Source organism: Asanoa iriomotensis (genome assembly GCF_016862515.1).
Classification (GTDB): Bacteria; Actinomycetota; Actinomycetes; order Mycobacteriales; family Micromonosporaceae; genus Asanoa; species Asanoa iriomotensis.
On record NZ_BONC01000012.1, the window covers coordinates 109,907 to 135,068 of the forward strand.

Annotated in this window: 17 protein-coding genes; 3 read left to right on the top strand and 14 right to left on the bottom strand. The window is 70.9% G+C overall.

Features of this window, described 5'->3' with window-relative positions; translation table 11 throughout:
* Nucleotides 1-10 precede the first annotated feature (10 nt).
* Genes Air01nite_RS11400 through Air01nite_RS11410 form a run of 3 tightly spaced genes read right to left on the bottom strand, consistent with a single transcriptional unit; the run spans nt 11 to nt 3,713 of the window.
* Complete coding sequence (locus Air01nite_RS11400; RefSeq protein WP_203701975.1) at nt 11-2,047, bottom strand: acetate--CoA ligase family protein; 2,037 nt, start codon at nt 2,045-2,047, stop codon at nt 11-13.
* Nucleotides 2,044-2,772: an enoyl-CoA hydratase/isomerase family protein gene (locus Air01nite_RS11405; protein ID WP_203701976.1), complete on the bottom strand. Its 729-nt coding sequence runs from the start codon at nt 2,770-2,772 to the stop codon at nt 2,044-2,046. Before Air01nite_RS11405 ends, Air01nite_RS11400 begins: the two co-directional genes overlap by 4 nt.
* 5 nt (nt 2,773-2,777) lie before the next feature.
* Nucleotides 2,778-3,713 (bottom strand): fumarylacetoacetate hydrolase family protein, encoded by a 936-nt coding sequence (locus Air01nite_RS11410; RefSeq protein WP_203701977.1) that lies wholly within the window; start codon nt 3,711-3,713, stop codon nt 2,778-2,780.
* A gap of 149 nt (nt 3,714-3,862) precedes the next feature.
* On the opposite strand from Air01nite_RS11410, the gene Air01nite_RS11415 reads away from it, so the two are divergent.
* Entirely contained in the window at nt 3,863-4,363 is a 501-nt protein-coding gene (locus Air01nite_RS11415; protein WP_203701978.1) for an IPT/TIG domain-containing protein, read from the top strand.
* A 36-nt stretch (nt 4,364-4,399) separates the two neighbouring features.
* Here Air01nite_RS11415 and Air01nite_RS11420 read toward each other — a convergent pair whose 3' ends face one another.
* The 3 genes from Air01nite_RS11420 to Air01nite_RS11430 form a co-directional block, all read right to left on the bottom strand.
* On the bottom strand, nt 4,400-8,086 hold the full coding sequence (locus tag Air01nite_RS11420) for a M12 family metallo-peptidase (RefSeq protein WP_203701979.1): 3,687 nt from the start codon (nt 8,084-8,086) through the stop codon (nt 4,400-4,402).
* Nucleotides 8,087-8,211: 125 nt separating this feature from the next.
* Nucleotides 8,212-9,516, bottom strand: a complete 1,305-nt coding sequence (locus tag Air01nite_RS11425; protein ID WP_203701980.1) for a sugar phosphate isomerase/epimerase family protein — start codon at nt 9,514-9,516, stop codon at nt 8,212-8,214.
* Between the two features lie 83 nt (nt 9,517-9,599).
* The gene (locus Air01nite_RS11430) at nt 9,600-12,950 is read right to left on the bottom strand and encodes a ThuA domain-containing protein (protein WP_203701981.1); all 3,351 of its coding nucleotides are present in this window, start codon (nt 12,948-12,950) and stop codon (nt 9,600-9,602) included.
* A gap of 584 nt (nt 12,951-13,534) precedes the next feature.
* On the opposite strand from Air01nite_RS11430, the gene Air01nite_RS11435 reads away from it, so the two are divergent.
* The gene (locus Air01nite_RS11435) at nt 13,535-14,581 is read left to right on the top strand and encodes a hypothetical protein (protein WP_203701982.1); all 1,047 of its coding nucleotides are present in this window, start codon (nt 13,535-13,537) and stop codon (nt 14,579-14,581) included.
* Here Air01nite_RS11435 and Air01nite_RS11440 read toward each other — a convergent pair.
* The 6 genes from Air01nite_RS11440 to Air01nite_RS11465 all read right to left on the bottom strand — a co-directional run bounded on the left by Air01nite_RS11440 (nt 14,578) and on the right by Air01nite_RS11465 (nt 20,186).
* Nucleotides 14,578-15,486: a M15 family metallopeptidase gene (locus Air01nite_RS11440; RefSeq protein WP_203701983.1), complete on the bottom strand. Its 909-nt coding sequence runs from the start codon at nt 15,484-15,486 to the stop codon at nt 14,578-14,580. The two genes, Air01nite_RS11435 and Air01nite_RS11440, sit on opposite strands and share 4 nt — an antisense overlap.
* A 137-nt stretch (nt 15,487-15,623) precedes the next feature.
* On the bottom strand, nt 15,624-16,127 hold the full coding sequence (locus Air01nite_RS11445) for a hypothetical protein (protein WP_203701984.1): 504 nt from the start codon (nt 16,125-16,127) through the stop codon (nt 15,624-15,626).
* Between the two features lie 5 nt (nt 16,128-16,132).
* A complete protein-coding gene (locus tag Air01nite_RS11450; RefSeq protein ID WP_203701985.1) occupies nt 16,133-16,537 on the bottom strand; it encodes a hypothetical protein in 405 nt (134 codons plus the stop codon).
* Nucleotides 16,534-17,385, bottom strand: coding sequence for a peptidyl-prolyl cis-trans isomerase (locus Air01nite_RS11455; RefSeq protein ID WP_203701986.1), 852 nt, complete (start codon nt 17,383-17,385; stop codon nt 16,534-16,536). Before Air01nite_RS11455 ends, Air01nite_RS11450 begins: the two co-directional genes overlap by 4 nt.
* 19 nt (nt 17,386-17,404) lie before the next feature.
* Entirely contained in the window at nt 17,405-18,340 is a 936-nt protein-coding gene (locus tag Air01nite_RS11460; protein WP_203701987.1) for a hypothetical protein, read from the bottom strand.
* 58 nt (nt 18,341-18,398) lie between these two features.
* Entirely contained in the window at nt 18,399-20,186 is a 1,788-nt protein-coding gene (locus Air01nite_RS11465; protein ID WP_203701988.1) for a glycosyltransferase, read from the bottom strand.
* 293 nt (nt 20,187-20,479) lie between these two features.
* Here Air01nite_RS11465 and Air01nite_RS11470 point away from each other — a divergent pair, with 293 nt between their 5' ends.
* On the top strand, nt 20,480-23,191 hold the full coding sequence (locus tag Air01nite_RS11470) for a TIM barrel protein (RefSeq protein WP_203701989.1): 2,712 nt from the start codon (nt 20,480-20,482) through the stop codon (nt 23,189-23,191).
* A gap of 7 nt (nt 23,192-23,198) precedes the next feature.
* Here the strand turns inward: Air01nite_RS11470 and Air01nite_RS11475 are convergent, their stop codons facing one another.
* Both Air01nite_RS11475 and dctP read right to left on the bottom strand, forming a co-directional pair.
* Nucleotides 23,199-24,059: a shikimate dehydrogenase gene (locus Air01nite_RS11475; protein WP_203701990.1), complete on the bottom strand. Its 861-nt coding sequence runs from the start codon at nt 24,057-24,059 to the stop codon at nt 23,199-23,201.
* A gap of 58 nt (nt 24,060-24,117) precedes the next feature.
* Entirely contained in the window at nt 24,118-25,155 is a 1,038-nt protein-coding gene (dctP, locus tag Air01nite_RS11480; RefSeq protein ID WP_203701991.1) for a TRAP transporter substrate-binding protein DctP, read from the bottom strand.
* Between the last annotated feature and the right edge of the window lie 7 nt (nt 25,156-25,162).

A 25,162-nucleotide genomic window follows, 5' to 3' on the forward strand; every position in this document is an offset into this window, starting at 1 on the left:
GATTCGACGTTCACATGATTTCCCTCTCGATCAGTGCGTCGGCGACGACCGCGCGGCCGTCGGCCGTGAGGAAGACCGGGTTGGTCTCGGCGGTCGGTGCGTCCAGCGCGGTCATGGTTTCCACGAGGCGCGCGACGGCGGTGGCGTGTTCTTCGGTGGCCGGGCGCGGCAGCGCCGCGTGGATGTCTGCTGTGGACACCGGCGCCCAGTGCCAGCGGACCGCGCCGGCGTGCTCGACGTCGCCGCCTCCGGGGCCGATGCCGACCAGCGTGCCGAGCGTTGGATGGCGGACCACGCCGACGAAGACCTCGATGCCGGTGAGCTGTCGCTCGACGAGGACCACGTGCCCGCCGGGCGCTACGGCGTGGCCGAGGGCGTCGAGGTCGGCGTAGGCGGCGCGGACCGCGTCGGCGGTCCAGACGTTGAGCCGCACACCGCCGTGTGCGGCCTTGTGCGGCAGGCTCGGGCTGACGAGCTTGACGACGACGGGGTAGCCGAGTCGTTCGGCGCTGCCGACCGCGGCGTCCGCGTCGGTGGGGACGTCGCCAGGTGCGATGGTGGCGCCGCCGGCTTGCAGCAGCCGCTTGCCGGCGACCTCGTCGAGCAGGGTCACCTCGCCCGGCGTCGTCCCGGCACGGCGCCCGGCGGGTGTGCGGGTGGCGAAGGCGGCGCGGCGGACCGCGGAGTCCGCGGCGGCGCGCAGGGCCGCGGTCAGCTCGACCGGCTCGGTGAAGACGCTCACGCCCGTCGCGCGCAGGGCGGCGGCGGCATCGGGGGTCAGCACACCCAGACCGGCGAGGGCCTTCCCGGGCCGCTGCGCGGCGGTGTCGGCCAGCGTGGTCAGCGTGCGGTCCCCGGCGCCGGCGAGGCCGTGCGCGATGAACACGGCGAGCACGTCGAGCTCACCGGAGTCGACGCAGTCGGTGAGGATCCGCGGCAGCGCGTCGGGGTCGTTGATGACCTGCGCCGTGGTGTCGACGGGGTTGGCGGGGTGGGCGAAGGGGGCGTACGCGCGGATGCGCTCCTGAACTTCGGTCGAAAGCCTGGGCATGGCGATGCCGTGGCGCTCGGCGGCGTCGGCCATCAGCACGCCGATGCCGCCGGAGGTCGACACGAGCCCGAGCCGGGGCGCGGGCGGCAGTGTCGGGTGGTCGAGGGCGACCTGCAGGACGTTGACGAGACCGGCGATCGAGGTGGCTGCGTACGCTCCGGCGCTCTCGACGAGGTCGCCGAGCAGGTCGGCCTCGGCGCCGATGAGTGCCGCGGTGTGTGCCTGGCTGGCGATCCGGCCGATTTCCGAGGTGCCGGCCTGGAGCACGGCGGTGGCTATGCCGGCGCGGGCCAGGGTCAGCAGCGTGTCGTGCAGGTCGTCGAGGTCGCGCAGCGACTCGAAGCTGAGCGCGAGCGCGCGCACGCCGCCGCGCTCGGCGAGGGCGCGGGCGATCTCGAGGACGGTCAGGTCGGCCTCGTTGCCGGTGTGCAGCCAGTGCCGCACGCCGACGCCGAGCTGGCGGCACCAGTTGATCAGGTAGGTGCCGATGGCGGCGCTCTGCGTGACGATCGCGAGGTCGCCGGGCACGGGTCGGGCCGAGTCGATGACCGGGGTGAAGGCGAAGTAGGCGCCGGAGGCGACGTTCATGAACCCGTTGCTGTTGGGTCCGAGCAGCCGCATCCCGTGCGCGGCGGCGATGTCGGCGAGGCGGCGCTGCAGGGCGTGGCCCGCTTCGCCGGTCTCGGCGAAGCCGGCGGCGACGACGGAGACGTTGCGGGCGCCGAGCCGGCCGGCCTGCTCGACGGCGTCCGCGACCCGGTCACGGGGCAGGGCGACGACCACCCAGTCCGGTGTCTCGTCGAGGTCGGCGAGGCTCTTGCGGACAGGCAGGCCGAACAGCTCGTCGCGGTGCGGGTTGACCGGGATCACCCGGCCGGCGAAGCCGGACTCGACCGAGTAGCGGATCAGCCGGCCGCCGATGCGGCGCGGGTCGGCACTGGCGCCGACGACGGCGACGACGCGGGGGTCGAAGAGGCTGTCCCAGTCGGTCGTCATGCGGGGGCACCGAGCCGTTCGACGGCGCGGATCAGGCCGACCCGGGTCATGGTCGCGTCGTACGAGTCGGTCTGCGCGGCCCGCAGCAGGGCTTTGGTGTGGCGCAGCAGCCGGGCGTCGGCGGCCAGGAACGGGGCGATCGCTCTCTCGTGCGCGGCTTCGAGGTCGGCCACGGGGACCAGGTCGTCGACGAGGCCGAGCGCGGTCAGCTCGCCCGGCTCGACCGGGCGCGGCTCGGCGCAGAACCGCAGTGCCCGGCCGAGGGTGGTCAGCCGGGGCAGGTACCAGGCGGCGACGCTGGGCGCCATCCCGTTGCGCAGGTGGCCGTCGTAGAGCTTGACGCGGTCGGTGGCGATGCGCAGGTCGCACTGGAGGGCGAAGCCGAGCCCACCGCCGACGACGGCGCCGTCGAGCAGGGCGACGGTGGGCATCTCCAGGTCGCGGAACATGCCCGACTCGTGGCCGCCGGCGGCGGGGAGCGGTCGCCCGGAGTCGCGGGCACCGACCTCGGACAACTCGGCCCGGTCGCGGCCGGCGCAGAAGTTGCCGCCGGCGCCGGTCAGCGTGACGACCTTGACGCCCGGGTCGTCGTTGAGGGCCTGAGCGCAGTCGGCGAGCTCGCGCAGCATCGTGTCGTCGAAGGCGTTGAGCCGGTCCGGCCGGTCGAGGGTGATCCGGGCGGCGCCGCGCGGGTCGCGGTCGAGGCGGATCGTGGTGTAGGCCATCGGGTTCACGCCCGGCCGGCGACGAACGTGTTGCCGATCCGGCCAACCTCGGCGATCTCGATGTCGACGCGGTCGCCGTCGCGCAGCCAGCGCCGCGGTTTCATGCCGCCGCCGATGCCGGCGGGTGTGCCGGTGAGGATCACGTCGCCGGGTTCCAGGGTCATGATCGCCGAGAGGTACTCGACGAGGAACGGGACGTCGAAGAGCATCTCGCCGAGGGTGGCCGACTGCCGCTGCTCCCCGTTGACGTGCGTGGTCAACGACAGGTCGCCGAGGTCGCCGGGTTCGCGTGGCCGGGTGATGACCGGCCCCAGTGGACAGAACCGGTCGAACGACTTGCCCTGCAACATCTCCTTGGTGCGGAACTGGTAGTCGCGGGCGGAGACGTCGTTGGCGACCGCGTAGCCGGCGATCGCGGCGCCGGCCTCCTCGCGGGTCGCGTACCGGGTGCGGCGGCCGACGACGACGGCGAGCTCGCCTTCGTAGTCGATGCGGTGCGAGGCGCGCGGGATCGGAACGTCGTCGTGCGGCCCGGTCAGGGTGTTGGCGAACTTCGCGAACAGCACGGGGTATTCGGGGACGGCGCGCTCGGCCTCGTCGGCGTGGGAGACGTAGTTGAGGCCGACGCCGATGATCTTCTCGGGCCGGCGCACCGGGGGCAGGAACGTGACGTCGGCCCGGTCGTGGTGCGGTGCCGCGGCCGCAGCGGCGGCGACGAGGTCGGGCCAGGCGTCGAGGGCGAGGAACAGCTCGAGCCGCCCGGGCGCGCGCAGCCAGTCGGCGGCGCTGGGGTCGTCGAGCTGGTCGCCGATCGCGGCGACCAGGTCGATGACGTGGTCGCCGACGACGACGCCGGCCCGGTCGTGGTGGGCGTCGCGCGGGCGGTAGGAGGCGAGTCCGACGCCGCGCGGCAGTGCTGCGCTTCCACCTTCTGAGGCCATCGAACTCCCTCCACGTGATCCGCTGCATGCATTGTATGCAGAGCATATGCCGCGTCAAGCAGGGATTTCGACGGCGCGCGAATTGCCCGTTACTTACCGTTCGCGTCGTTCGTTGCCCACGTCAGGCACCTCCGAACGGGGAAGAACACATGAGACATCTGCGGCGGGCTCTGCTGGTTCTGGCGCTCACGGGACTCGCGGGCTTCGGCCCGCCGGCCACCGGCGCCGCGGCCAACGAGGTGGCCAACCCGAACAGCACGCAGACAACCGTGCCCGCGCCGATCCTGGGTATCGACTCGGTCACCCCGGAGAGCGGGTCGACGCCGGGCGGCTTCGTCGTCACGGTCACCGGCGTCGGATTCGCGCCGGGCCAGACCACCGTCCGGCTCTGCGACATCGACATCCCGCCGGCCGGCGTCCAGGTCAACCCGGCCGGGAACGTGCTCACCTTCACCGCGCCGCCGTGTGCGGCCGGTCCGACCCAACTGCGCGTCACGACATCCGAGGGATCGGCCTCGGTTTCCTACCGCTACTACGCCCAGGGTTCCCTGCCGGTCACCGGCGGACCGGTCTGGCTGCCGCTGACCGGGATCGCACTGGGCGTCACGGGCGGGCTCGCGCTGCTGCTGACCCGCCGCCGGCGCGTCTGAGGTGCCCCGGCATCCCGGGGCACCTGCGCGCCGCGCTCAGTGGACGACGAGGTTGCCGCCGGCGAGCCTGATCTCCTGGGTCTTGGCTCCGTTCCAGTCGGACGAGAACAGCAGCGTGCTGCCGCTCCAGAGGGTGATCGCGACCGAGTCGGCCGTGCCTGGCTGGCCCCGGTCGGTCGCGGTCACCTGCAGGGTCACGCCCGTGGCGACCGCGGTCGGCCGGGCCGGGTTGGTCACGTCGGTCAGGGTGGCCGTCGCCCGCAGGTCAGCCCGTCCGGTGCTGCCCACGCTGCTCACACCGAGCGACTCGAGCGCCGTGCTGCGGATCTCGTAGGTCCTGCCACCGCTGCGGAAGCGCACCGTCGCGGACCTGGCGCCGAGTTCCACGTCGGTCTCTGCACCCACGGTTGCCGGGTAGGCGCCCGCGGACCGCAGCGACCGGATGTTGCCGCTGCCGGTGACGAAACTGCCGTCCGGACGGGCGACCTCGACCAGGGCAGTGCCGCTGCCCGTGTAGTAGTCGCCGACCACGGCGGTGATGGTGTGCGAGCCGAGCGACAGCGACGCGCCGCACGACGCGGACCCGGTCGTCGTCGCACCGGCCAGCAGGCCGACCGGCGCGCTGCACAGCGTCGTGGCACCTTCCTTGAAGGTCACCGTGGCGTTGCGGACGTCGCCAGGTGCGTTGTCGACCACGCCGCCGGTGAGCACCGCGCTGTCCCGGACGGTCGCCCGCAACAGCACGGTGGTGCCGCTGCCGCCGGGCGCGGTGAACGCGAGCGTGTCACCGGTGTAGGTCGCGTCGGCGTCCTCGGTGGTCACCGTGATGGTGAACGACGTGGTCCGGGCGACGCCGGTGTCGTCGGTCACCGTGACCGTGACCGGGTAGGCGCCCGGTGCCGCCGTCGTGGCGCCGTTGACGGTCCACGTCCGGGTGCCCGGCCGGGTGCTGTCACCCGACGTCGACGCGACCGCGAGCGAGAGTCCCGACGGCAGGCCCGTGGCGGTCGCCGTGAGGCCGGTGCCGGCGGTGTCCGGGTCGCTCGCGCTGACCCGCACCGTCGGCGACAGGCGGTCGCTGTATTGCACGCTCGCCCCGCCTGCCGGTGCGTCGTCGGTGACCACCGGAGCGGCGTGTATCGCGATGTCGGCGTCGTTGAGGTCGAAGAAGACGTTGCCGACCGCCTCGATCCTGATCCGGCCGTGGGCGGTCCCGACGTTCGGCAGCACGACGGACTCGGCGCCGTCGTTGGCGGTGCTTTCGGCCAGGACGTGCGGGAAGGTGGCTCCGCCGTCGACGGACAGCGAGATCCGCACGTCGGTCGCGTTGACGGGAGCCACGTCCGTGCCCGCGACGTCCCAGGTGATCGCCTGTGCGCTGCCACCCTCCACGGTGGACGCGGAGGCGTGGGAGGTGACCAGGAACGGCCCGGCGCCCGGTGCGAGCGTGACGGCGGTCTCCGCGTTGCTGACACCGCCGCCGCCCGAGTGCCCGTCACGGGCGGTGAGCCGGAAGTGCATCGTCCGGTCGTTGTTGAAGCCGACCCAGTCGGCCGTGGGCAGGAACTCGGAGTAGCAGTCGCGGACGTCGGCCGGCACGTTGGAGCCGCCGCTGGTCGGCGGCGGTGGCGCCGCCGGGCAGGTGCCGCTCTTCGCGTTGGTGTTGCCCGCCGCGATCTGTGCCAGGTCGGGGAACACCCGCGTCGGGTCCGTCGACACCGCGTTCTCACCGGGCGAGTAATACTCCAGCGTGTCGGTGGGGCTGACGATCGCCGCGGTGCCGAACTGGCGGAACAGCGGGCCGTTGGTCTTCACGTTGCTGACCAGCGCGGTCCCGGCGGTGCTGCCGCCGGAGATCCCGCCGCGGTCGTTCTGCTCCCACAGGTAGGTGACGGTGTCGCCGTCGGAGTCGGTGGCGCTGCCCGTGAGGGCGAACGGCGTGCGCACCGGGATGGTCACGGCGTCCGGGACGGTGACGACCGGTGCGTGGTTGCCGGTCTCCTCGACCTGGTTGCCGCCGTTGTCGATCGCGCCGCCCTTGGCCGTCTCGCCGACGAAACCGGGGTTGCCGGTGATGGTCAACGCGGCCACGTTGGTGGCGGCCACCGGACCGCCGTTGAACGCGACCTGGAACCCGTCGTCGGTCAACGTGCCCGTGCCGCCGAACGCGGCCACGGTGACGGTCGCGCCGGCGGGCCACCCGGCGATCGCCTCGATCGCGGCCTTGATCCCCGCGGTCGAGTAGTTGACGCCGCGGACGATCGGTGCGGACTCGTTGCCCTCGAAGCCGATGGTGAACGACTCGCCGTCGGTGTCGAACTCCCGCAGCGAGACCGTCTGGACCTCGTTGATCGCCGGACGGATCGACGTGACGTACGTGGTGATCTCGGTGTAGCTCCGCTGCGACCAGTACGGGTCGCTGTGCGGCTGCAGGTCGTCCTGGCGGCAGATGCCGGCGTACGCCATGATCGACGATCCGCTGCCCGGCTCGACCGAGTTGGCCGCGCTGCGGTTGCCACCAGAGCAGTTGAGCTGTGTGCCGTTGAAGGTGTGGTTGCCGCCGAACTGGTGACCCATCTCGTGCGCGACGTAGTCGACGGCGTAGAAGTCGCCGATCGGTGTCGGCAGGCCGGTGCAGCCACGCGCCTTGCCGTCACCGCCGACGACGCCGAGCCCTGCCACGCCGCCGCCGTTGACGCCGAGGCCGAGGTGGCCGATGTCGTAGTTGCTGGCGCCGACGAGTTGGCCGAGCACGATCCGGTTGCGGTTGAGCGTGCCGCCGGCGCAGCCGGCGAGCTGGGCCGGCGTGAAGCAGGCGGAGGCGCCGCACGGCCCGTTGGGCTCGGTCGCGAGCGCCGGGGTGTTGAGGTTGGTCTTCTCGGTGTCGTTGACCAGCACCAGACGGATGGCCGTCTCGTCCTCGTAGACCTGCGTCACCCGGTTCATCAGCGTGACCTTCGCGGCGGTCACGTTGGCCGCGCCGAAGAAGTTCGCGTACGACGGGTCCGTGACCAGCGCGACCCGGTAGGTGCGCAGCGACACCGGCGCGCCGGCCAGCGCCTCGACCTCGTCCGCCAAGGCTTCCGCCGCCGACTCGACGTCGTCGCGCTCGACGAGGTCGCCGTGGCTGTTGGCCAGGTCGCGGCCGTAGTAGCTGACGTAGAGGCTCTGGTCCTGGTTGTAGTAGGGGTCGATGTACCAGGCGCCGTGCGGTGAGCGCACGGAGGCGTGGAACCCCAGGGGCGTCAGGTCCGCCCGGATCGTCGCCGTCGGGTCGTCGATGCCCTTTCCGGCGTACGTCTTGATCTCGGGATGTCTGGCGGCGAGGCCGGCCTCCATCACCGGCGAGTCGGCCAGCTCGAAGCGTTGGAAGCCACCGGCCGGCGTCGGCAGCGACACCACCTGCTGTGCCGCGGCGCGGCGCTGCCTGGCGCGCTCGCTGGGCGCCTTGGCCAGTGCCGAGGTCAGCGCGGCCCGGTCGAGCGTGTGTGCGGCGACGCGCTTGGCCCGGATGTCGGCCCTGTGTGCGCCCTTGGTCGGCGCCGGCTTGCCGGCGACCTTCGTCCAGGGCCCCTTCGGGTCGGCCGGGGCGGCGGCTGCGGGTGCCGGCGTCAGCGCCGGCAGCAGGGCCGCCGTGAGTATGGCGACGACGATGGCGGCGAGGCGTCCGCGCCGCCTGCCGTGACCGCCGTGTGGACTGTGGACATTGCGGGTCACGGCCATCTGGACTCATCTCCTTCGACGGGCAGACGCAACGACACCCTACGGCGAAGAAATCGAGCAATGGAAGACTTCGGATGTAACGGTGCCGCGGGCCTGTCCCAGGGCCCGCGGCACCCCCAACGGCGTCAGCCCCTCAGGTTGCTCATGCCGTTGGCACTGATGATGCTGAAGCGCAGTGACTGGCCCGGGTCGGCGGACCCGCCCGGTGCGTTGTCCTGCTCGTAGTTCGGGTTGTGGAAACCCTTCGCGCCCATGCCGCTCATGAAGCCTTGGTAGTCGATGTCGCTGCGGGGGTCGCCGAACGGCACCATGTTGTAACCGTTGCCCACGCCCACCGGGTCGGCGGTGCGGTCACCGTCCTTGGCGTGGAACAGCGCGTACCGCTTCGTCTGCTTGGCGACCGTGGCCATCGGGTCGAAGATGTCCTCGACCCGGTTGCCCTCCCAGTCGTAACGCCAGCGGTGCTGGTGCTGCGCGACGTGTGCCCAGAAGACGTCCATCTCCACGACGCACAACGCCGGGTCGGTGACGTCGAGGTAGTGCTGCATGAGCCGCTTGCCGGACTCGCCGCGGACGACGGTCGGCGCGATCGGCGCGCCCGTGACGCGGTCCTGCGTGACGGTCACCATCGGGCCGTCCTGCAGGAAGTGGTACGCCGGAGCGTGGTTGTGCGGGTAGAGCTGGATGCCCCACTGGGTGCTCAGCCGGTTGAGGGCGTCCCACTTCTCGCCCGCCACCGTCCACGGCTCGATGTTGCGGTTGTTGGCGCTGGTCGGGTCGCTGCCGGTGCCCATGTAGGGCATGCCGAGGACGGACGCGAACTCGAGCTCGAGCTGGAAACGCTCGTAGTCGTTGATCGTCATCACGCCGCCGGCGCTGCTCGGGCCCGGCCAGGTGTTCGGGATGAAGCCGTGGTTGCCGATCGCCTCCAGGTCGAACTCGTCGAGGAAGCCGCGCAGCGTGTTGGCGTAAGCGATGTACGCGGCCCGCGACGCCGCGGTGACCACGCCGCCCGGAGCCGGGTTGGGTGCGGCACCGCCGGGGTTCGCGGCGTTCTGGCCGTACCCGGCGAACTCGATCTGCTTGAAGCCGGCCTTCGCCAGGAACTCGAGCAGCTCGCGCCACCCGCCCGGCAGCGGGACCAGCGGACCGAGGTCGGTCGGGTCGTTCGGGAAGTCCGGGCCGCCGAGGTAGCCCATGGTCGGCGCGACACCGAGCGCGGCGCTGGCAGCGATGCCGACGCGGGTCGGCACGTCGCGCTGCGTGTAGGTGATCGTGCCGGTCTTGCCCGGCGGGATGAGCCGGCCGCCGGCCGCGGACGCGGCGGGGGCGATCACGGAGGCGGGGCCCCACGGCATCACCGCGGCGGCGGCGGTCGCGCCGGCGCCCGCGACGAACGTACGACGGTTGATTCTCTTGCGTGAAATCACGGTCGTGCCTTTCTTTCGGTGTCAAGGGTGTTGCTGGGGGTGGGTGGGGCTGCCGCCGTGGGGGACGGCGGCAGCCCCGGGCATTACGGCGCGCTCACCCCCTGCCCCCCGAACTCGACGTAGTTGAGGTTGAAGAAGTTGTTCGTCGGTCCACCCGCCACCGGCCGGAACACCAGGTAGATCCGGTGCGCACCGCCGGGGTTGGTGACAGGGAAGGTCTGGCTCGCGTAGGTCGTCGCGTTCGCCGTGGCCGCGATCGGATAGGTGCCCAGGATCGGGCCGTCGACCGCGTCGAGGTGCACCTCGACCGCGCCGCTGCCGCCGGAGGTCCGGAACGTCAGCGAGTCGATGTTCTGGAGGTTGTAGGTGCCGTTGAGCCTGATCCAGTCACCGTTGCCGAGGCTGCCGCGCTGCAGCCCGCCGCCGGTGTCGGCCGTCGCCGCGGTGTTCGTGCCGCTCTGGTCGACGGCGTGCTCGACCTCCTGCTTCTTCTGCAGGATCGTCACCTGGTCCACGGTGGTCAGTGCGGGTACGCCGCCCGGACCGCCGAGGTCGGTGTACGAGGCGCTGATGACGCCGAACACGTTGCCGCCGTGCGACACGTCCTCGGGGTTCGTCGGCAGCGTGCCGTTGCATCCGTTGACCGTGGTGTCCGCGTGGCCGTGCGAGTCGTGACCGAGCACGAACGTCACCTCGACACGGGAGCAGTCGATCGGGCCGTCCTGCGGGTCGCTCACGTTCACCGAGAACGGAATGGTGTCGCCGAAGGCGAACAGCCCGCCGTCGGTCGGCACGGTGACCTCGACGGTCGGCGAGGTGTTGCCGACGGTGATCGTCGTGTTCATCGCCGCCGTCTTCCCGCTCGAGTCGGTGACGGTCAACCGGGCCGTGTAGACGCCGTTGGTGGTGTAGGTGAACGACGGGTTCGGGTCGGTGGAGTCGGTCGTTCCGTTGCCGTCGAAGTCCCACGCGAACTTGATGGAGTCGGCCGGGTCCGGGTCCCGTGAGCCGTCGCTGGAGAACGCGACGGTCAGCGGCGCGACGCCGTCGGTCGGCGTAGCGGTCAGCACCGCGATCGGCGCCCGGGTGCCCTTGACGTAGCTGAACTTCACCAGCTGCGCGTCCGGGTTGGGGTTGAAGAAGCCGTCGCCGTACGTGAGGAGGTAGAAGTTGCCGTCGTCGCCCCACATCATGTCCATGGGGTTGTCGCAGACGAACGGTCGTGCCGGGGTGGTCGGCGAAGCTCCGCAGTTGAGCAGGTTATTGATCTTGAAGACGTCGCCGGACGAGTCGAGCCGGATCTCGCGCAGGTAGTCGCGGGTGAACTCGCCGAAGAAGATCGCCTCGTCGTAGTACTCGGGGAACTTCGTCGGGTTGGGGTTGTCGGCCTTGTAGTCGTACTTGGCCGCGCCGTGCGGGCCGACGCCGCCGGTGCCCAGCTCGGGGAACAGCTGCGGGCAGGTGCCGGCGGGGCTCTGCATGTAGTACGCCGCGCACGGCGTGCCCAACGGGTTCGCGGCGTTGTTGTCCTGGAACGAGTACCAGAGCTCGGACCGCTCGATCGGGGGTGAGTAGGTCAGGCCGGTGTTCCACCGGGAGGTGTTCGCCGGGCCCCGGGTGGGGTCGTCACAGGTGTACGCCTGCGGCGGGTTGTCCAGCGGCGTCGAGGTGTTGAAGTTCCAGCGGTAGTACGGCAGGTCGGGCTGGTAGCACAGTGGCCAGCCGTAGTTCGCCGGCTTGTCGACGACCATCATGCGGCCGGTGCCGGCCGGTCCGCGGAACACCTGCGGGGTGCTGGAGTCGGGCGAGTAGTCGGTCACGTAGGCGACGTCGTTGTCGTCGACCGTGAGCCGGAACGGGTTGCGGAAGCCCATCGCGTAGATCTCGGGACGGGTCTTGCCGCCGCCTTCCTCGTTGCCGGTGAACAGGTTGCCGGCGGGCGAGGTGTAGGAGCCGTCCGCGTTGACCGTGATGCGCAGGATCTTGCCGCGCAGGTCATTGGTGTTCAGCGACGAGCGGCGCGCGTCGACGAACGGCGCGTTGTACAGGCCCTGCGCGTTGATCATGTCGTTGTGCGGCGAGAAGCCGCCGGAGTTGCCGCCGCCGGCCGGCGTGTCGTCACCGGTGACCATCAACAGGTTGTTGTGCGAGTCGAAGTCGATGTCGCCGGCGATGTGGCAGCAGGCACCGCGGTTGACCGGCACCTTCATGATCTTCTGCTCGGACGCCACGTCGAGCGTCGGCGTCGCGCCGTCGACGAACTTGAAGCGGCTGAGTTGGAAGTAGCCGTTCCAGGGGTCCCACACGCTCGGGTCGGCCCCGGTCGTCGGCGCGTTGGCCGTCGGGGTGGTCTCCGGGTACGGAGCTTCCTGCGTCAACGGGGAGTAGTAGAGGTACACCCACTTGTTGTTGGCGAAGTCGTTGTCGACCGCCGGGCCGTACATGCCGTCCTCGCTGGCCATGTAGACCGGGATCTGGGCGAGCACGTGGGTGGTGTTGGCCGCGGGGTCGTGCAGGCGCACGCCGCCGCGCCGGTCGGTCTGGATCACCCGGCCGTCGGGGAACACGTCGAAGCCGATGGGCTCGTTGACGTTCGGCGGCGCCGCGACGATGTCCATCTGGTAGTTGGCGAGGACGGTCGCGCCGCAGTCGCCGTCGGTGACCCCGGCCGCCCACTGGATGGCACCGCCGAGGTGCGCCCGCAGGTCGGCCGTGCCGTAGCTGTCCGCGGTGCCGCCGAGGCCGGTGTAGAACGAGCGGCCGCCGTTGTAGTCCTTGCACCAGGTGATCGGGTGGTCGACGCCCATCGAACCACCGGTGTACGTCTTCTCGTCGACGGTGGCGAGCACGTGGGAGAGGCCGCGCACGTTGGACGCGAAGTTGTACCACCGGTCGGTGCGGTTCCACCGCTCCGGCAGTTCCTCGGAGGCGGGGTGGACGCGGTCAGCGACCTTGATCGTGGCTGGCGCGACCGCCGAGGCGCCGGTGGCGCGGGTGCCGAGCACGTCGGTGAGGAACGACCACTGCGGTTCCGCCTCGATCGCCGAGTGGACGGCCACGAAGCCGCCGCCGTCGCGGTAGTAGTCCTCGAAGGCGGTCTGCTGCGCGTCGTTGAGCACGTCACCGACGGTGTTGAGGAACACGACCACCCGGTACTGCTTGAGGTGGGCGTTGTCGAACTTGCGGGGATCGTCGGTGACCTGCACGGTGAACCGGCGCTGTTGCCCCAGCGCCTGGATGGCCGCGATGCCGGGCTCGGCTGACGGCGAGGTGGGGTCGGCGGACTTGGTGAAGATCAGGACCCGGAAGTCGTTGCCGTTGTCAGTGGCAACCGCGATCGGGTTCGCGGCCTGCGCGGGAACCGTTGCCTGCGCCGGGGCGGAACCGGCGACCACGCTCGTGGTCGTCAGCGTCAGCGCGCCGACGGCGGCCATGATTCGTCTCAGGGGTTTTCGGGGTACGACAGATCGCATCGGCACTGTCCTTCAGACATGGCGGAGTCATTCTCGGGGCGCTTTCGCACGTGGAATGGCCAGTCGCCCATTCCACATTGTGCGAAGCGCGTGAATGTCGGCGCTACGACCATCGCCGCCGAGCGAGATGTCGTGGTCCGACCCGATGATGGCGACACCGCCGATGCGCCACCGAATGTGCCGAAGGTGTGCCAAGGCTCCGGTGTCGAAACCGTACAACGCCTTTCGGTCCAGCGAAAGAGTGCGTCGTGCATTCTTCCAAGAGAGCGCTCCCTGAGTCCCGCTGCGAAAAAGAACCAATTAAAGCGTCGTCCGGCTCTGAAACGTCACACTGAAACGCCGGCAGATTCGGATGTCGCACATTGGCCCACGGCGTCCGACACCGCGGCGGCCATCACCGGTGGTCGCGGGCGACCGCCGGGGAGGCCGCGCCCGACAGGAACGGACAAATCGCCCGGCCGGGTCGTTGTTGCCATATGCTCGATCTGCCTACTGCGGGGGTGCATCACGGGCACGACCGCTGAAATATGAAAGACGGTCATCTTATGCGCGTACGACAATTCCTGGTGGCGACGATCGTGTTGGGTGGGGTTCTGTCGGGCCAGCCCGCGAGTGCCTATCCAGGGAATCTCGTGCGGTGTAATGCGGCCGCTTTGCAAGCGGCGGTGGCCAAGGCCGACAACGCCGGCGGCGGCACGCTGAACCTCACTCCGCGCTGCACCTACCGACTCACCGCGCCCGCGAGCGACGACAACGGTCTGGCGATTGTCACCACGCCGGTTCGCATCAATGGCAATCGCGCCACGATCACCCGTACGTCCGACACGGCCTTCCGGTTCTTCCAGGTCGAGGCGTCGGGCAGCCTGACCCTCAACGGCCTGACGCTGCGCGACGGACGCACCGAGAACGGCGGTGCGATCTTCGTCAACGGCGGCCGCGTCACCCTGGTCGACAGCACCGTCACCGGCAACACCGCTACCGCCATCGGCGGCGGGATCTACAGCCTGGGCACGCTGAAGGTGACCGGCAGCACCCTGCGCGACAACACCGCGGTCCAGGGCGGCGGGCTCAACAACCAGGGCGTCGAGGCCACCTTCGCCCGCAGCACGGTGACCGGAAACCGCGCGGTCACCGGCTTCGCCGAGGGTTTCGGCGGCGGCATTCTCAGCGCCGGCCCACTCACCCTCGACAACACCCGGGTCGCCGGCAACGAGGCGACCGGTGCGGGCGCGTCCGGCGGAGGTTTGTGGAACTTCGACTCGGCGACCGTGACCCGCGGCTCATTCCTCGGGAATGTCGCGAGCGGCGCCGAGGCGAGCGGCGGCGGCCTGTGGAACGGTGGCTCCGCGAACGTCACCGGCACCCGGTTCCTCCGCAACGCGGCCACCGGCACCGACGCCCGCGGCGGCGCCGTCTTCAGCATCACGGGCACCACGACCCTGACGGACGTCAAGGTCGTCGCCAACCGCGCGACGGAAACCGGCGGCGGCATCTTCCGGGAGGCCGGCACGGTCACACCCACGCGGACCGTGGTGACCCGCAACCGGCCGGACAACTGCGGCAACCCCAGCACGGTGCCAGGTTGCGCCTAGCCGCCGTTGGCTGAGAAATGCATGTAGTCCTTCAGCGATCGGTAGTCGCCGCCCCACGGCCAGCCGATCGAGGCGAACGCCCGTACTGCCGCGTTGTTTGGCTGCGCCATTCCCGGACGCGCGTCGCCCCGGTCGAGGTAGGCGGTGGCGAGCTCGGGCAGGACCACCTGCCCCTTGTGGTACGGGTTCTGGAACGGGTTGATGTCCACCGCGAGCCCGTATGCGTGCTGGGACCAGCTCTTCTGCCCCCGCACGGGCCGGCAGGCGAACGCCTCGGTGGTGTTGCCGTCCCCGGTGGGCGGCCCGTTCAGCTCGGCGGCGCTGGAGATCCGCATGCGCTCGATCGGGAAGTTGGCGCTGAACAGCTGCCGGAACACGCTCACGAGCCCGTCGGCGGCGCGGGCGTTGACCAGCAGCTCGCCGGTGTGCGCAAGCCCGTCGAAGCCACGGAAGCTGACGGTGAGGTAGCGGAGGTCGGTCGCGGCGACCGGACAGGCCTTGGTCCAACTGGACCGCGCGAGCACATCGGCCGGCACGGTCCTGACGGTCGGGTGAAAACGACCGTCGGCCGGCGGCGGCAGCTCGTCGACGGTGACGATGGACCGGTCGCGCAGCTCCGGCGGGGTGGTCTGGGCCTTCGCGGACCCGTCGGGCCCCACGGGCAGCACCCGGGTTCCCAGCCACGGCGGCGCGGCGGTGGCGTTTCCCACGCTGGTGGCCGCGGGGCTCGGTGACTCGACGCGCGGCGCCGACGAGGTTGGCTGGGCAGCCGAGGTCGGCGGCGTCGCCGACGGTTGGCGCGATCTCGCGCCGGCCGAGGCTTCGGAACAGGCCGCGACGGCGAGGCCGAGGCAGGCGACGAGCAGCAGAAGCACGACCGCCCGGACCCGACTGCGCCACACCATCCCCATCCGCCTCCTCCGCACCCGGCCAGGCCGGTCGGGCCTGGAACACCGGTGGCAAAGCGTACGTGGCCCGCCGGCGCTAGACGGCACGGCTCGAATCGGCCACTACCGAACGCGTTCGACGGGTAACCCTCCGCTCATTTCTGCGGGCCGGGTGCGACCTGGTCGCCGATCGCCACGCCCAGCGGCGCCTGGGCGAGCAACGCCGCCATCCGCAGGGCGAGGTCGCGGTGTGGGGGAATCGTGGCCGGTTGGCTCCACGCGGCGCTCAGGGCATCGCTGAACGCCCCGAGCGCGGCGCCGTCGTCTTCCCTCAGGACGGCGCCCCCGCCCGACCATCGACTGGTGGCCTTTTCGGTGTCCTTGCTGGCCGTGAAGGTTTTGCCGTTCACCGACAGCGTGAACGTGGTCCGCACCGGGGTTTCCGTCGTTGCCTCGAAGGTGATCGTCGATGCGGCATGGACGAACGTGCCGGCGTCATGGCTGGCCGACGACCCCGTGATGCTGAGGCCGGGCGGGCTCGACGGCGACACGCCCACCGGACCGCCGGTTGCCTGGCCCGCGCAGGCCGCGTTGGCCGCGCCCAGCAGGAGAACGACCCAGGCAACCGCCAGGGACTTGACCAGAGCGCTTCGGCTCATCGCGTCTAGCTCGAGACCGGCGCCGGTCGCGAGGAGATCGACGCGATTGCCGCGGCGCCCAGCAGGAGGGCCGGAATGAGGAACCAGAATCCGATGCCCAGGCCCAGGATGAGACCCCACGCCAGCATCACCAGCGCGCCGACCGTCGTCGCGGCTCCCACGGCTCGGCCGGACAGGTCCGCGAGGAGGACCGCTACGGCCACGACGACGGGCACGCCCAGCAGGTAGCTGGCGGCGGCGCCGCTGTCGTCGAGGGTGAACGGGAGCAGGGCGACGGCGATGCCGATCGTGGCGGCGAACGCCAGCAGGCGCAACAGCCGGCCGATCGCAGGCTGCCTGCGGAAATATGCGAACGCCGCCAGGGCGATGAACAGCGCGAGAACTGCGCCGATGAGGGTAGCCACGGTCATCTCGACTCCTCCGTCGCGATGAGATCAGCGAGCCGGGTCTCGTAGATGTGGACTGGCCACTTTTCGCGCAACGAGTCGGCGAGCTGGCGCAGATGTTCCGTCTGACGATACGCCGCCAGCGCCGATTTCACGCGGTAGGTCAGCGCCTCGTCCCATGTGGTCAGTTTGAAGGATATCCGCTCGACGCGGACCACCCACCATTGCTTGTTCACCGGGTCCGCGGACAGGCCCACTCCCCCGGCCGCGGCGACCGCGAAGGCCGCCCGCGCGATCATCGGGTCGGCGCCCTCGGCGTGCTCGTCCACTGTGGCCGACCCGCTCTTGGTGGCGCCGTCCTGCCGGGCCAGGCCGAGGAACGCCGACGGGTCGGCGTCGGCGACCCGCCGCATGGCCTTCCTGGCCTCCGCGGCGTCGTCGAACTCCGCCCACGTCACCTCGGCTTCCGCCACGTTCCCGAACATGGCGCGGCGCTGCGCGTACCACGTGTGCGCCTCTTCGTCCGTGATGGTTTCGGGGGTTGCCCGCTGCTCGCGCGTGATGAGCGTGGCGATCTGCTCCGCTCTGGTCGCGGCGTCGATGCCCCGGCGGGCCGCTTCGCGTGCCAGGAGCTCGTCGCGGACGGCCAGGTCCAGTGCTTCCCGCCACGGGCCGGAGTAGCCGCCCGCCACCAGCACCGGTGGCAGCGGATCGTCCGGAATCAGCGCGCGTACGTGTTCGACCGTGATCTGTGCGTCGGCCACCGTGGCCAGGACGTTCGGCGGCGGGTCCACGGGCTTGTCCGTGGACCCGCAGCCTGATGCCGACAGAGCGAGCATCACGAACGCCACGGCGAGGAGACGTGGCTTCATCGGGCGGCTGATTCGGGCGCTAGCCGCACTGGTTGCTCGACCACAGGAAGTCGTCGTCAGCTTCCCAGTACTCGTCGCCGCACTCGCTGTCCCACGGGTTCGTCGATCCGCCGTGGGCGCGGCCGCAGCGATCGTGGTCCGCACAGTCGTAGGTGTAGCCGGTGATGATGAAGCATCCGCCGCCGCACTTGCCCATGCAGTCGTAGGAGGCCGGGCCGACGTAGATGACCTCGCCGAGGAAGCAGTGGCTGTCGGCGTCGTGCACCACCCAGGCGTTGACGTTGCATCCGGTGTAGAGGATGCCGTCCTCGTTGCTCTCCTGGCACGCGGCGACCATCGCGCTGCGTTCCGCGCTGTTCGGCTCCGTCGCGAAGGCGCCCTCCTTGAGGCACGACTCGACCGCCTCGGCGCCGTCCGGCAGGGGCCGCTCGCCGTATCGCTCGGCCGGGCGGGGCACGTCCTGCGTGCCGATCCTCGTGCCGACGGGCGCCTCGGCGAGCAGCATCGCGAGCCGGATGGTCAGGTCGCGATGCAGCGGGATCGGCGCCTTGGTGAGGTTGGCCGGCTTGACCCACTTGGTCTCGAGGTCCTTGGTGAAGGCGGCGAGCGCCAGACGGTCGTCCGGCTGCAACGAGGCGTTGGCGCCGGACCATTGGGCGACGCCCTTCGCGATGTCCTTGCTGGCGGTGAACTTCTTGCCGCCGACAGTCAGGCTCGTCTCGGCCGCCACGGCGGTCCTGGCCGCCGCCGAGAACTCGATCAGCGTGGACGAGCGGGCGAACGTGCCGGCGTCGCGGTCGGTCGCCGACGCGACGACCCGGAAGTCGTTGCTGGCCAGCGGCGCGATGGGCGCCGCCGCGGTGGCGGGCGCGGCCCATGGCGTCGCCAGGACGAGCGCGAAGCCGACCGCCAAGATCTTGGTGAGTTGAAGGGGTGAAGAGAGATTCTGTCTCACGCGGTCCCCCAAAGGCCCAGTTTGTGGGCCACATCATCATCCATCGATGCGATGGATGTCAATGCGGGGTGATCAGTTCGTGCATCCGGCGGCGGGCCAGCTCCATGCGCGCATCGCGGTCACGGCGAGGATCGGTGGTCGTCGGGTCGATGGGCTCGCCGACGACGATGACCATCGTGGGTTTGCGCCGGAACCCGGTCGGCGGGTCGAACCGGACCGACAGCGGCACGACGGGCACCCGCGCCTGCGCGGCGAGGTGGAACGCGCCGCGCTTGAACTCCCGCAGGCCCGTGTCGTAGGGCTCCAGCTCCCCTTCGGGAAAGAAGTGCACGCCCTTTCCCTTGGCGAGCAACAGTTCCAGCTCGGCGAAGAAGCCCGGCAGTCGCGAGGCGGAGGCCGGAACCGCCACGCCGCCGAGCAGGCGCACCATCCAGCCGTACCCGCGATTCTGGAGGTTGATGGGCGCCGAGGTGAACACGAGCCGCCGCGGGAACGCCGCCAACGCCACCAGGACGCTGTCGAGCGGATGCACGTGGTTGCACACGGTCACCACACCGCCCACCCGGCGGAGCGGGTTCACGCCCTCGCTGCGGACGCCGAGGGCCACCCGGGTCCAGAGGAACATCAGCGGCGCGAAGACCCCGTAGTAGAACGCGTTCGACAGCAGCCGATACACGCTGCCCGTGTAGCCGGCCGGTGGCTCCGGCGGGTCGCCGGCCCGCGCGTAGACGCGTTCGATCGCCTTGACGCTGCGGTCGACCGCGTAGAGGTCCGCGTATCGGGCGTAGGCCTCCGACGCCTCGGCGAGCGCCTCCGGATCGTCGATCCAGCCGTCGATGCGCTCGGCGAGCGACGTGGAGTCGCCGGAGCGGAACAGGTTCTCGGTACCGAGTGCGAACTGACCGGTGGCGCTGCGCCGGCTGTCGGAGATGACCGGCACGAGCCCGCAGGCGAACGCCTCCAGGCAGGAAACACCTTCGATCTCGACATCGGACGCGTGTACGTAGAGGTCACAGCTCTGGATGAGCGCGATGAGCTCGGTCTGGGAGTAGTAGCCGAACCGCGCCGGGTTGGGCAGCTTCTCCGCCATCCGGCGCAGCCGTTTCTCGCGGTGGCCGTACCCGGCGAAGTGCAGTTGGATGTCTGCGGCGTGGCGTGATTTCCGCGCGGCCCGGATGAGCACCTCCTGCCGTTTCTCGGGGGAGAACCGGCCCACCATCAGGATCCGGAACGGCTCGCCGGCGCCCCGCACCCGGGGCGGACCGGGCCGGAAGGCACTGCTGACACCGTTGGAGATCACGTGCAGGCGCGCCCGGTAGCCGTGGTGGCGCAACTGCGCGGCGATGGCGGTCGACGGGCAGTGGAGGTCGGCGAACCGCCCGTAGAACAGGACGCGCAGCAGGAAGTAGACGAGGTGCGCGGCGGGCGGGAACCAGCCCAGGCCGAGGTTGTAGGTGATGTTCTCCGGCTGGATGTGGAACCCCGCGATGGCCGGCACGCCGACCTCCCGGGCGATCCGCTCCGCGGCCCGGCCGAGCGGCCAGGGTTGGTAGATGTGTACGACGTCGGCGTCCTTGATCGCGGCGACCAGCGTGTCCCGGTCCGGCTTGCCGAACGCGGTGTTCTGGCGGTGCGCGAGGCGGCTCGCGATCGGCACCACGAGCTCCGGCACCCAGAACATCTCGGGGCCGTCGCGCTGGGGGCCGGTCGCGTCGCCGGGGCCGCCGCACGCGACGACGCGTACGGTGTGGCCGCGCGCCATCAGGTTCGCGGCGAACCGCATCGCGGAGACCGTGATGCCGTTGTTGCCGACATCGAACGTGTCGGTGACCAACGTGATGATCATTCGCCGCCCCGCCGCTCCCCGGGTTGTCCCGCGCCGGCCGACCGGACCGAGCGGGTCTGCCTTCCCCTACCCAGGGATCTTGGCACGAAGCGCCGCCGCACGGCTCGCCTGTGATGTACGCGATCGCCGACCGCGCGGTGGCGTTGTACGCGGTCACGACGCCCGTTCATCTCGGTCCGCAGAATGGACTCGATGACCGCTAGGCGGACGACGAATAACTAACTATCTGGTACGTTCATAGCCGTCGCGGGCACCATGGCGGTGCTCTGCCCCCGGTGGGAGGCACGGTTCGCATGGCGCACGACATCGCTCACCATCCCGCGATCGCCACGGTCTGCCTCTCGGGCACCCTGGAGGACAAGCTGGCCGCCGCGGCCGCCGCCCGTTTCCGCGGCGTCGAGATCTTCGCCAGCGACCTCGTCGCCTCCGCGTGGTCGCCCGAGCGGGTGCGGCAGGAGTGCGCGCGGCGCGGCCTCTCGATCGACCTCTACCAGCCGTTCCGGGACTTCGAGGCGGTGCCGCCGGACGTGCTTGCCGCCAACCTCCGCCGGGCCGAACGCACCTTCGACGTGCTCGAGCGGCTCGGCGCCACGACCTTGCTGGTCTGCTCGTCGGTGTCGCCGGACGCGGTCGACGACGACGACCTCGCGGCCGAACACCTGCACGAGCTGGCGAGCCGCGCACACCGGCGCGGGCTGCGCATCGCCTACGAGGCGCTGGCCTGGGGCCGGTTCGTCAACACCTATGCCCATGCCTGGCGGATCGTCCGGCGGGCCGGTCATCCCGCACTCGGCCTCTGCCTCGACAGCTTCCACGTGCTCTCGCGCGCCGACGACCCGGCGGGCATCAGGGTCGTGCCGGCCGATCGCATCTTCCACGTCCAGCTCGCCGACGCGCCGCGGATGAACATGGACGTGGTCGAGTGGAGCCGCCACCATCGCCTGTTCCCGGGGCTCGGCGCGTTCGACCTCGCCGGTTTCGCCGGCCACGTGCTGAGCACCGGCTACACCGGGCCGCTGTCGCTGGAGGTGTTCAACGACGTCTACCGGCAGGCCGATCCGCGCCACGCCGCCATCGACGGCATGCGCTCACTACTCGCGCTCCAGGAGGCGGTCGGCGGCTCGGCGGCGCCGGCGGTCCGGCCCGACGGTCTTCCGCCGGCACCCGCTCTCGGTGGCCACGTCTTCACCGAGCTCGCGGTCGACGAACGGTCGGGGCCCTCGGTCGCGGGCGCGCTGACCGCGCTCGGGTTCGCCCACACGGGGCAGCATCGCTCGAAGCCGGTGGAGCTGTGGGAGCAGGGCGCGGCCAGGGTCCTGCTGAACTTCGCTCCACACAGCAGAGTCGCGCCCGGCACGGCGACGATCTGCGCGCTGGGCCTGGAGAGCGCCGACCCGGCGCGGTCCGCCCGCCGCGCCGAACGGCTGCTCGCCCCTGTGCTGCCCCGGCTCCGGCAGCCCGAGGAGGCCGAGCTCGTCTCCGTGGCAGCGCCCGACGGCATCGCGGTCTTCCTCGTCGGCACCGATGGTCACGACTGGCTCGCGGACTTCGTGCCGACCGGCCACACCGCCCCCGGCGACGGGCGGATCACGGCCACGGACCACGTCTCGCTGACCGACTCGGTCGACGACTTCGACGAGACGACGTTGTTCTACCGGGCGGTGCTGGGCTTGCGGGCCGACGAGTCGACCGAGATCGCGGCGCCGTTCGGGCTCATCCGCGGTCGCGCCGCCCGCGACCCGGCCGGCCTGGTCACGATCGCGCTGAACACCGCGCCGCTGCGCCGCGGCGACTGGGCGCCCGCGACACCGAGCCCGCAGCACATCGCGTTCCGCACCGACGACGCGGTCGCCAGTGCCCGCGCGATGCGCGCGCTCGGTGCGCCGGTGCTGACGATCCCCGACAACTACTACGCCGACCTCGACGCCCGGCTCGACCTGCCGCCCGACCTGCTCGCCGCCCTGCGTGCGCACTCGATCCTCTACGACCGGGACGAGACCGGCGGCTATCTGCATTTCTACACGGAGATGCTCGGCTCCCGGCTCTTCTTCGCCGTGGTGCAACGCGTCGACGGCTACCGGGGTCACGGTGACCCTACGAGTGCCCCGGTGCGGATGGCGGCGCACCGCGAGCGCCGGCTGCGTGGCCTACGGGACGCTCCGGAGCGCGACCGGCGGCGGCACGACTACTCGCTGGCTCACCTGACCGCGCTGAGCCTCTCGCCGCCCGAGCTGGTCGACGCGGCCGCCGCGGCCGGCTACCGCTACGTGGGCCTGCGGCTGACCCGGGTCACGCCGCAGGAGCCCCACTATCCACTCGCGACGGACCCGGCGTTGATGCGGTCCACCAGAGCTCGCCTGGCCGCCACCGGCATCGAGGTCCTCGACGTCGAGCTCGCCCGGATCAGCCCCGACGAGGATCCGCGGGACTTCGAGCGGTTCCTCGAGACCGGCGCCGAGCTGGGCGCCAGGCACGTCATCGCCCAGCTGCCCGACCCCGACCGGGCGCGCAAGGTCGACCGGTTCGCGCGGTTGTGCGAGCTGGCACGGCCGCTCGGGCTCACCGTCGACCTGGAGTTCCCGTCGTGGACCGAGACGCCGGACCTGCGCGAGGCGGCACGGGTGCTCCGGGGAGCCGAGCAGCCCAACGCGGGGTTGCTCGTCGACCTGCTGCACTTCGCCCGATCCGGATCGAGCGTCGCCGACCTGCGTGCGCTACCCGCGCACTGGTTTCATTTCGTGCACGTCTGCGACGCGCCGCCCGGCGTGCCGACGACCAACGAGGAGCTGATCCACACGGCGCGGTTCGAACGACTGTTCCCCGGCGAGGGTGGGATCGACGTCCGCGGCATCCTCGACGCGTTGCCGCGCGGGCTGCCGTTCGCGCTGGAGATCCCGCGCGCGACGCTGGTCGCCCAGGTGGGTGCCACCGAGCACGCCCGGCTGGCCATCACGGCGGCCCGCGACTACCTCGACATCCCGCACGAGGCGCCGGCGGCCGCCTAGGGTCCGCTCAGCGGCCGGAGGCGAGGAGCTCGGCGGAGTGGGCGAGCATCGCCTCCGGGTCGGCGGGTCGGCCGGTGAACAGTTCGAACGCGGCGACGGCCTGGAAGGCGTTCATGCCACCACCGTGCAGGGTCGGCGCGCCGACCGCCCGCGCGGCACGCAGCAGGGCCGTTTCGATCGGCCGGTAGACGATGTCGGCCACCCACAGGTCGGCGCGCAGGTCGGTCTCGGGCACGGGCGAGCCGGGGTTGTGCGCCATCCCGACCGGGGTGGCGTTGACCAGCCCGTCCGCCTCGGCCAACAGGCCCGGCAGACGGTCGTGGGTGGACGCGGTGACGCGGTCGGCGCCGAACTCGCGGGCCAGCGTGTCGACGAGCGGACCGGTGCGGGTCGCGTCGGTGTCGACGAGCGTCAACCGCCCGATCCCGAGGGCCAGCAGCGCGTGGGCGACGGCCGCGCCGGCACCGCCCGCGCCGAGTTGGACGACGCGGCGCCGGGCGGCGTCCGGGAACGAGCGGGCGAAGCTGAGGCGGAACCCCGAGGCGTCGGTGTTGTAGCCGCGGCTCCCGTCGCCGTCGAAGACCACGGTGTTGACGGCGCCGAGCACCGCCGCGTCGCCGCACAGCTCGTCGAGGTGCTCGGCGACCGCCTGCTTGAACGGGTGGGTGACGTTGAGCCCGCGGTAGCCGAGCGTGCGTGCCCACCGGAGCAGTTCCGGGAGGTCGTCGGCGGTCAGGCCCCGCTGCCGGCTGTCGATCGTGGCGTACAGCAGGCGGATGCCCTGCCGGTCGCCCTCACGCTGGTGCAGCAGTGGAGCGTGCGACTGCTGGATGCCGTCACCGACGAGTCCGATCAGGACGGACGTCACGCTACCTCCTGTGAGACGGAGGGCCGGCGTCGCCGCCGGCCCTCCATCGATTGACCGGTCAGGCCGCGGTCGCCCGGATGCTCTTGTAGAGCTCGAGGTCGGCGCCCTTGTAGTAGGTGTTGAAGTAGGCCTCGGCCTTGGCGATGAACGCCGCCCGGTCGACCTGGTCGATCTCCACGACGGTCCGGCTCTTGTCGCCCCGCCAGCCGTCGATCACCTTCTCGGTCTCGTCGTCGACGCACTTGCGGTTCTCGGCACGGATGTCGTGGATCGCCTTGAAGAGGGCGTCCTTCTGGGCCTGGCTCATCTTGTCGAGGGTCTTGTCGGAGACGACGACGTAGTGCGTGCCCACCTGGTGGTTGGTCAGGCTGGCCACCTTCAGGATCTCGTCGAACTTCTGGGCGTGCGTCGCCACGACCGGGTTCTCCTGACCCTGGGCGACACCCTGCTGCAGTGCGAGATAGAGCTCCTCGAGCGCGATGGCCACGGCGTTGGCCCCGAGGGCCTTGGCGTTGGCCAGGAACTGCGGCGTGTTCGGGAATCGGATCTTGAGGCGGGCGAGGTCCTCCGGCTTGCGGATGGGCGCCGTTGTGGTGAACGTCCGCATCCCGAAGTACCAGGCGTCGACGATGGTCGTGTCGGTGGCGGCGTTGAACTCGGTGAAGAAGTCCTTGCCGTTGGAGTCGACCCACTTGAAGAAGTGGTCGATGTCGTCGAACGCGTAGGCGGCGTCGAGCACACCGATCTTCGGGAAGGCGGTGGACATCGCCGAGCCACCCTGCAGGTCGATGTCGATGTCGCCGGCCTGGACGCCGGCGAAGCGCTCGGCGTCGGGCCCGAGTTGGCTGTTGGGGAACAGGTCGAGCGTCAGGTTCAGGTTCTGTCCCTCGACCCGTTCCTTGAGCAGCTGCATTCCACAGTAGAAGTTCGGTTGGCTCTCGGGTTGCGAGCTGCCGATCTTGATCGTGAGCTGGGGGTTCTCGCCGGCCGTCGGTGCGGTGTTGTTCTGGGTCGTGCACCCGGCGGCCAGCGCGCTGGGCAGAGCGAGGGCGAGCGCCGCGGCGATCCGGCGCCAGCCGACGAAGCGTCGATGCATGGGTCTA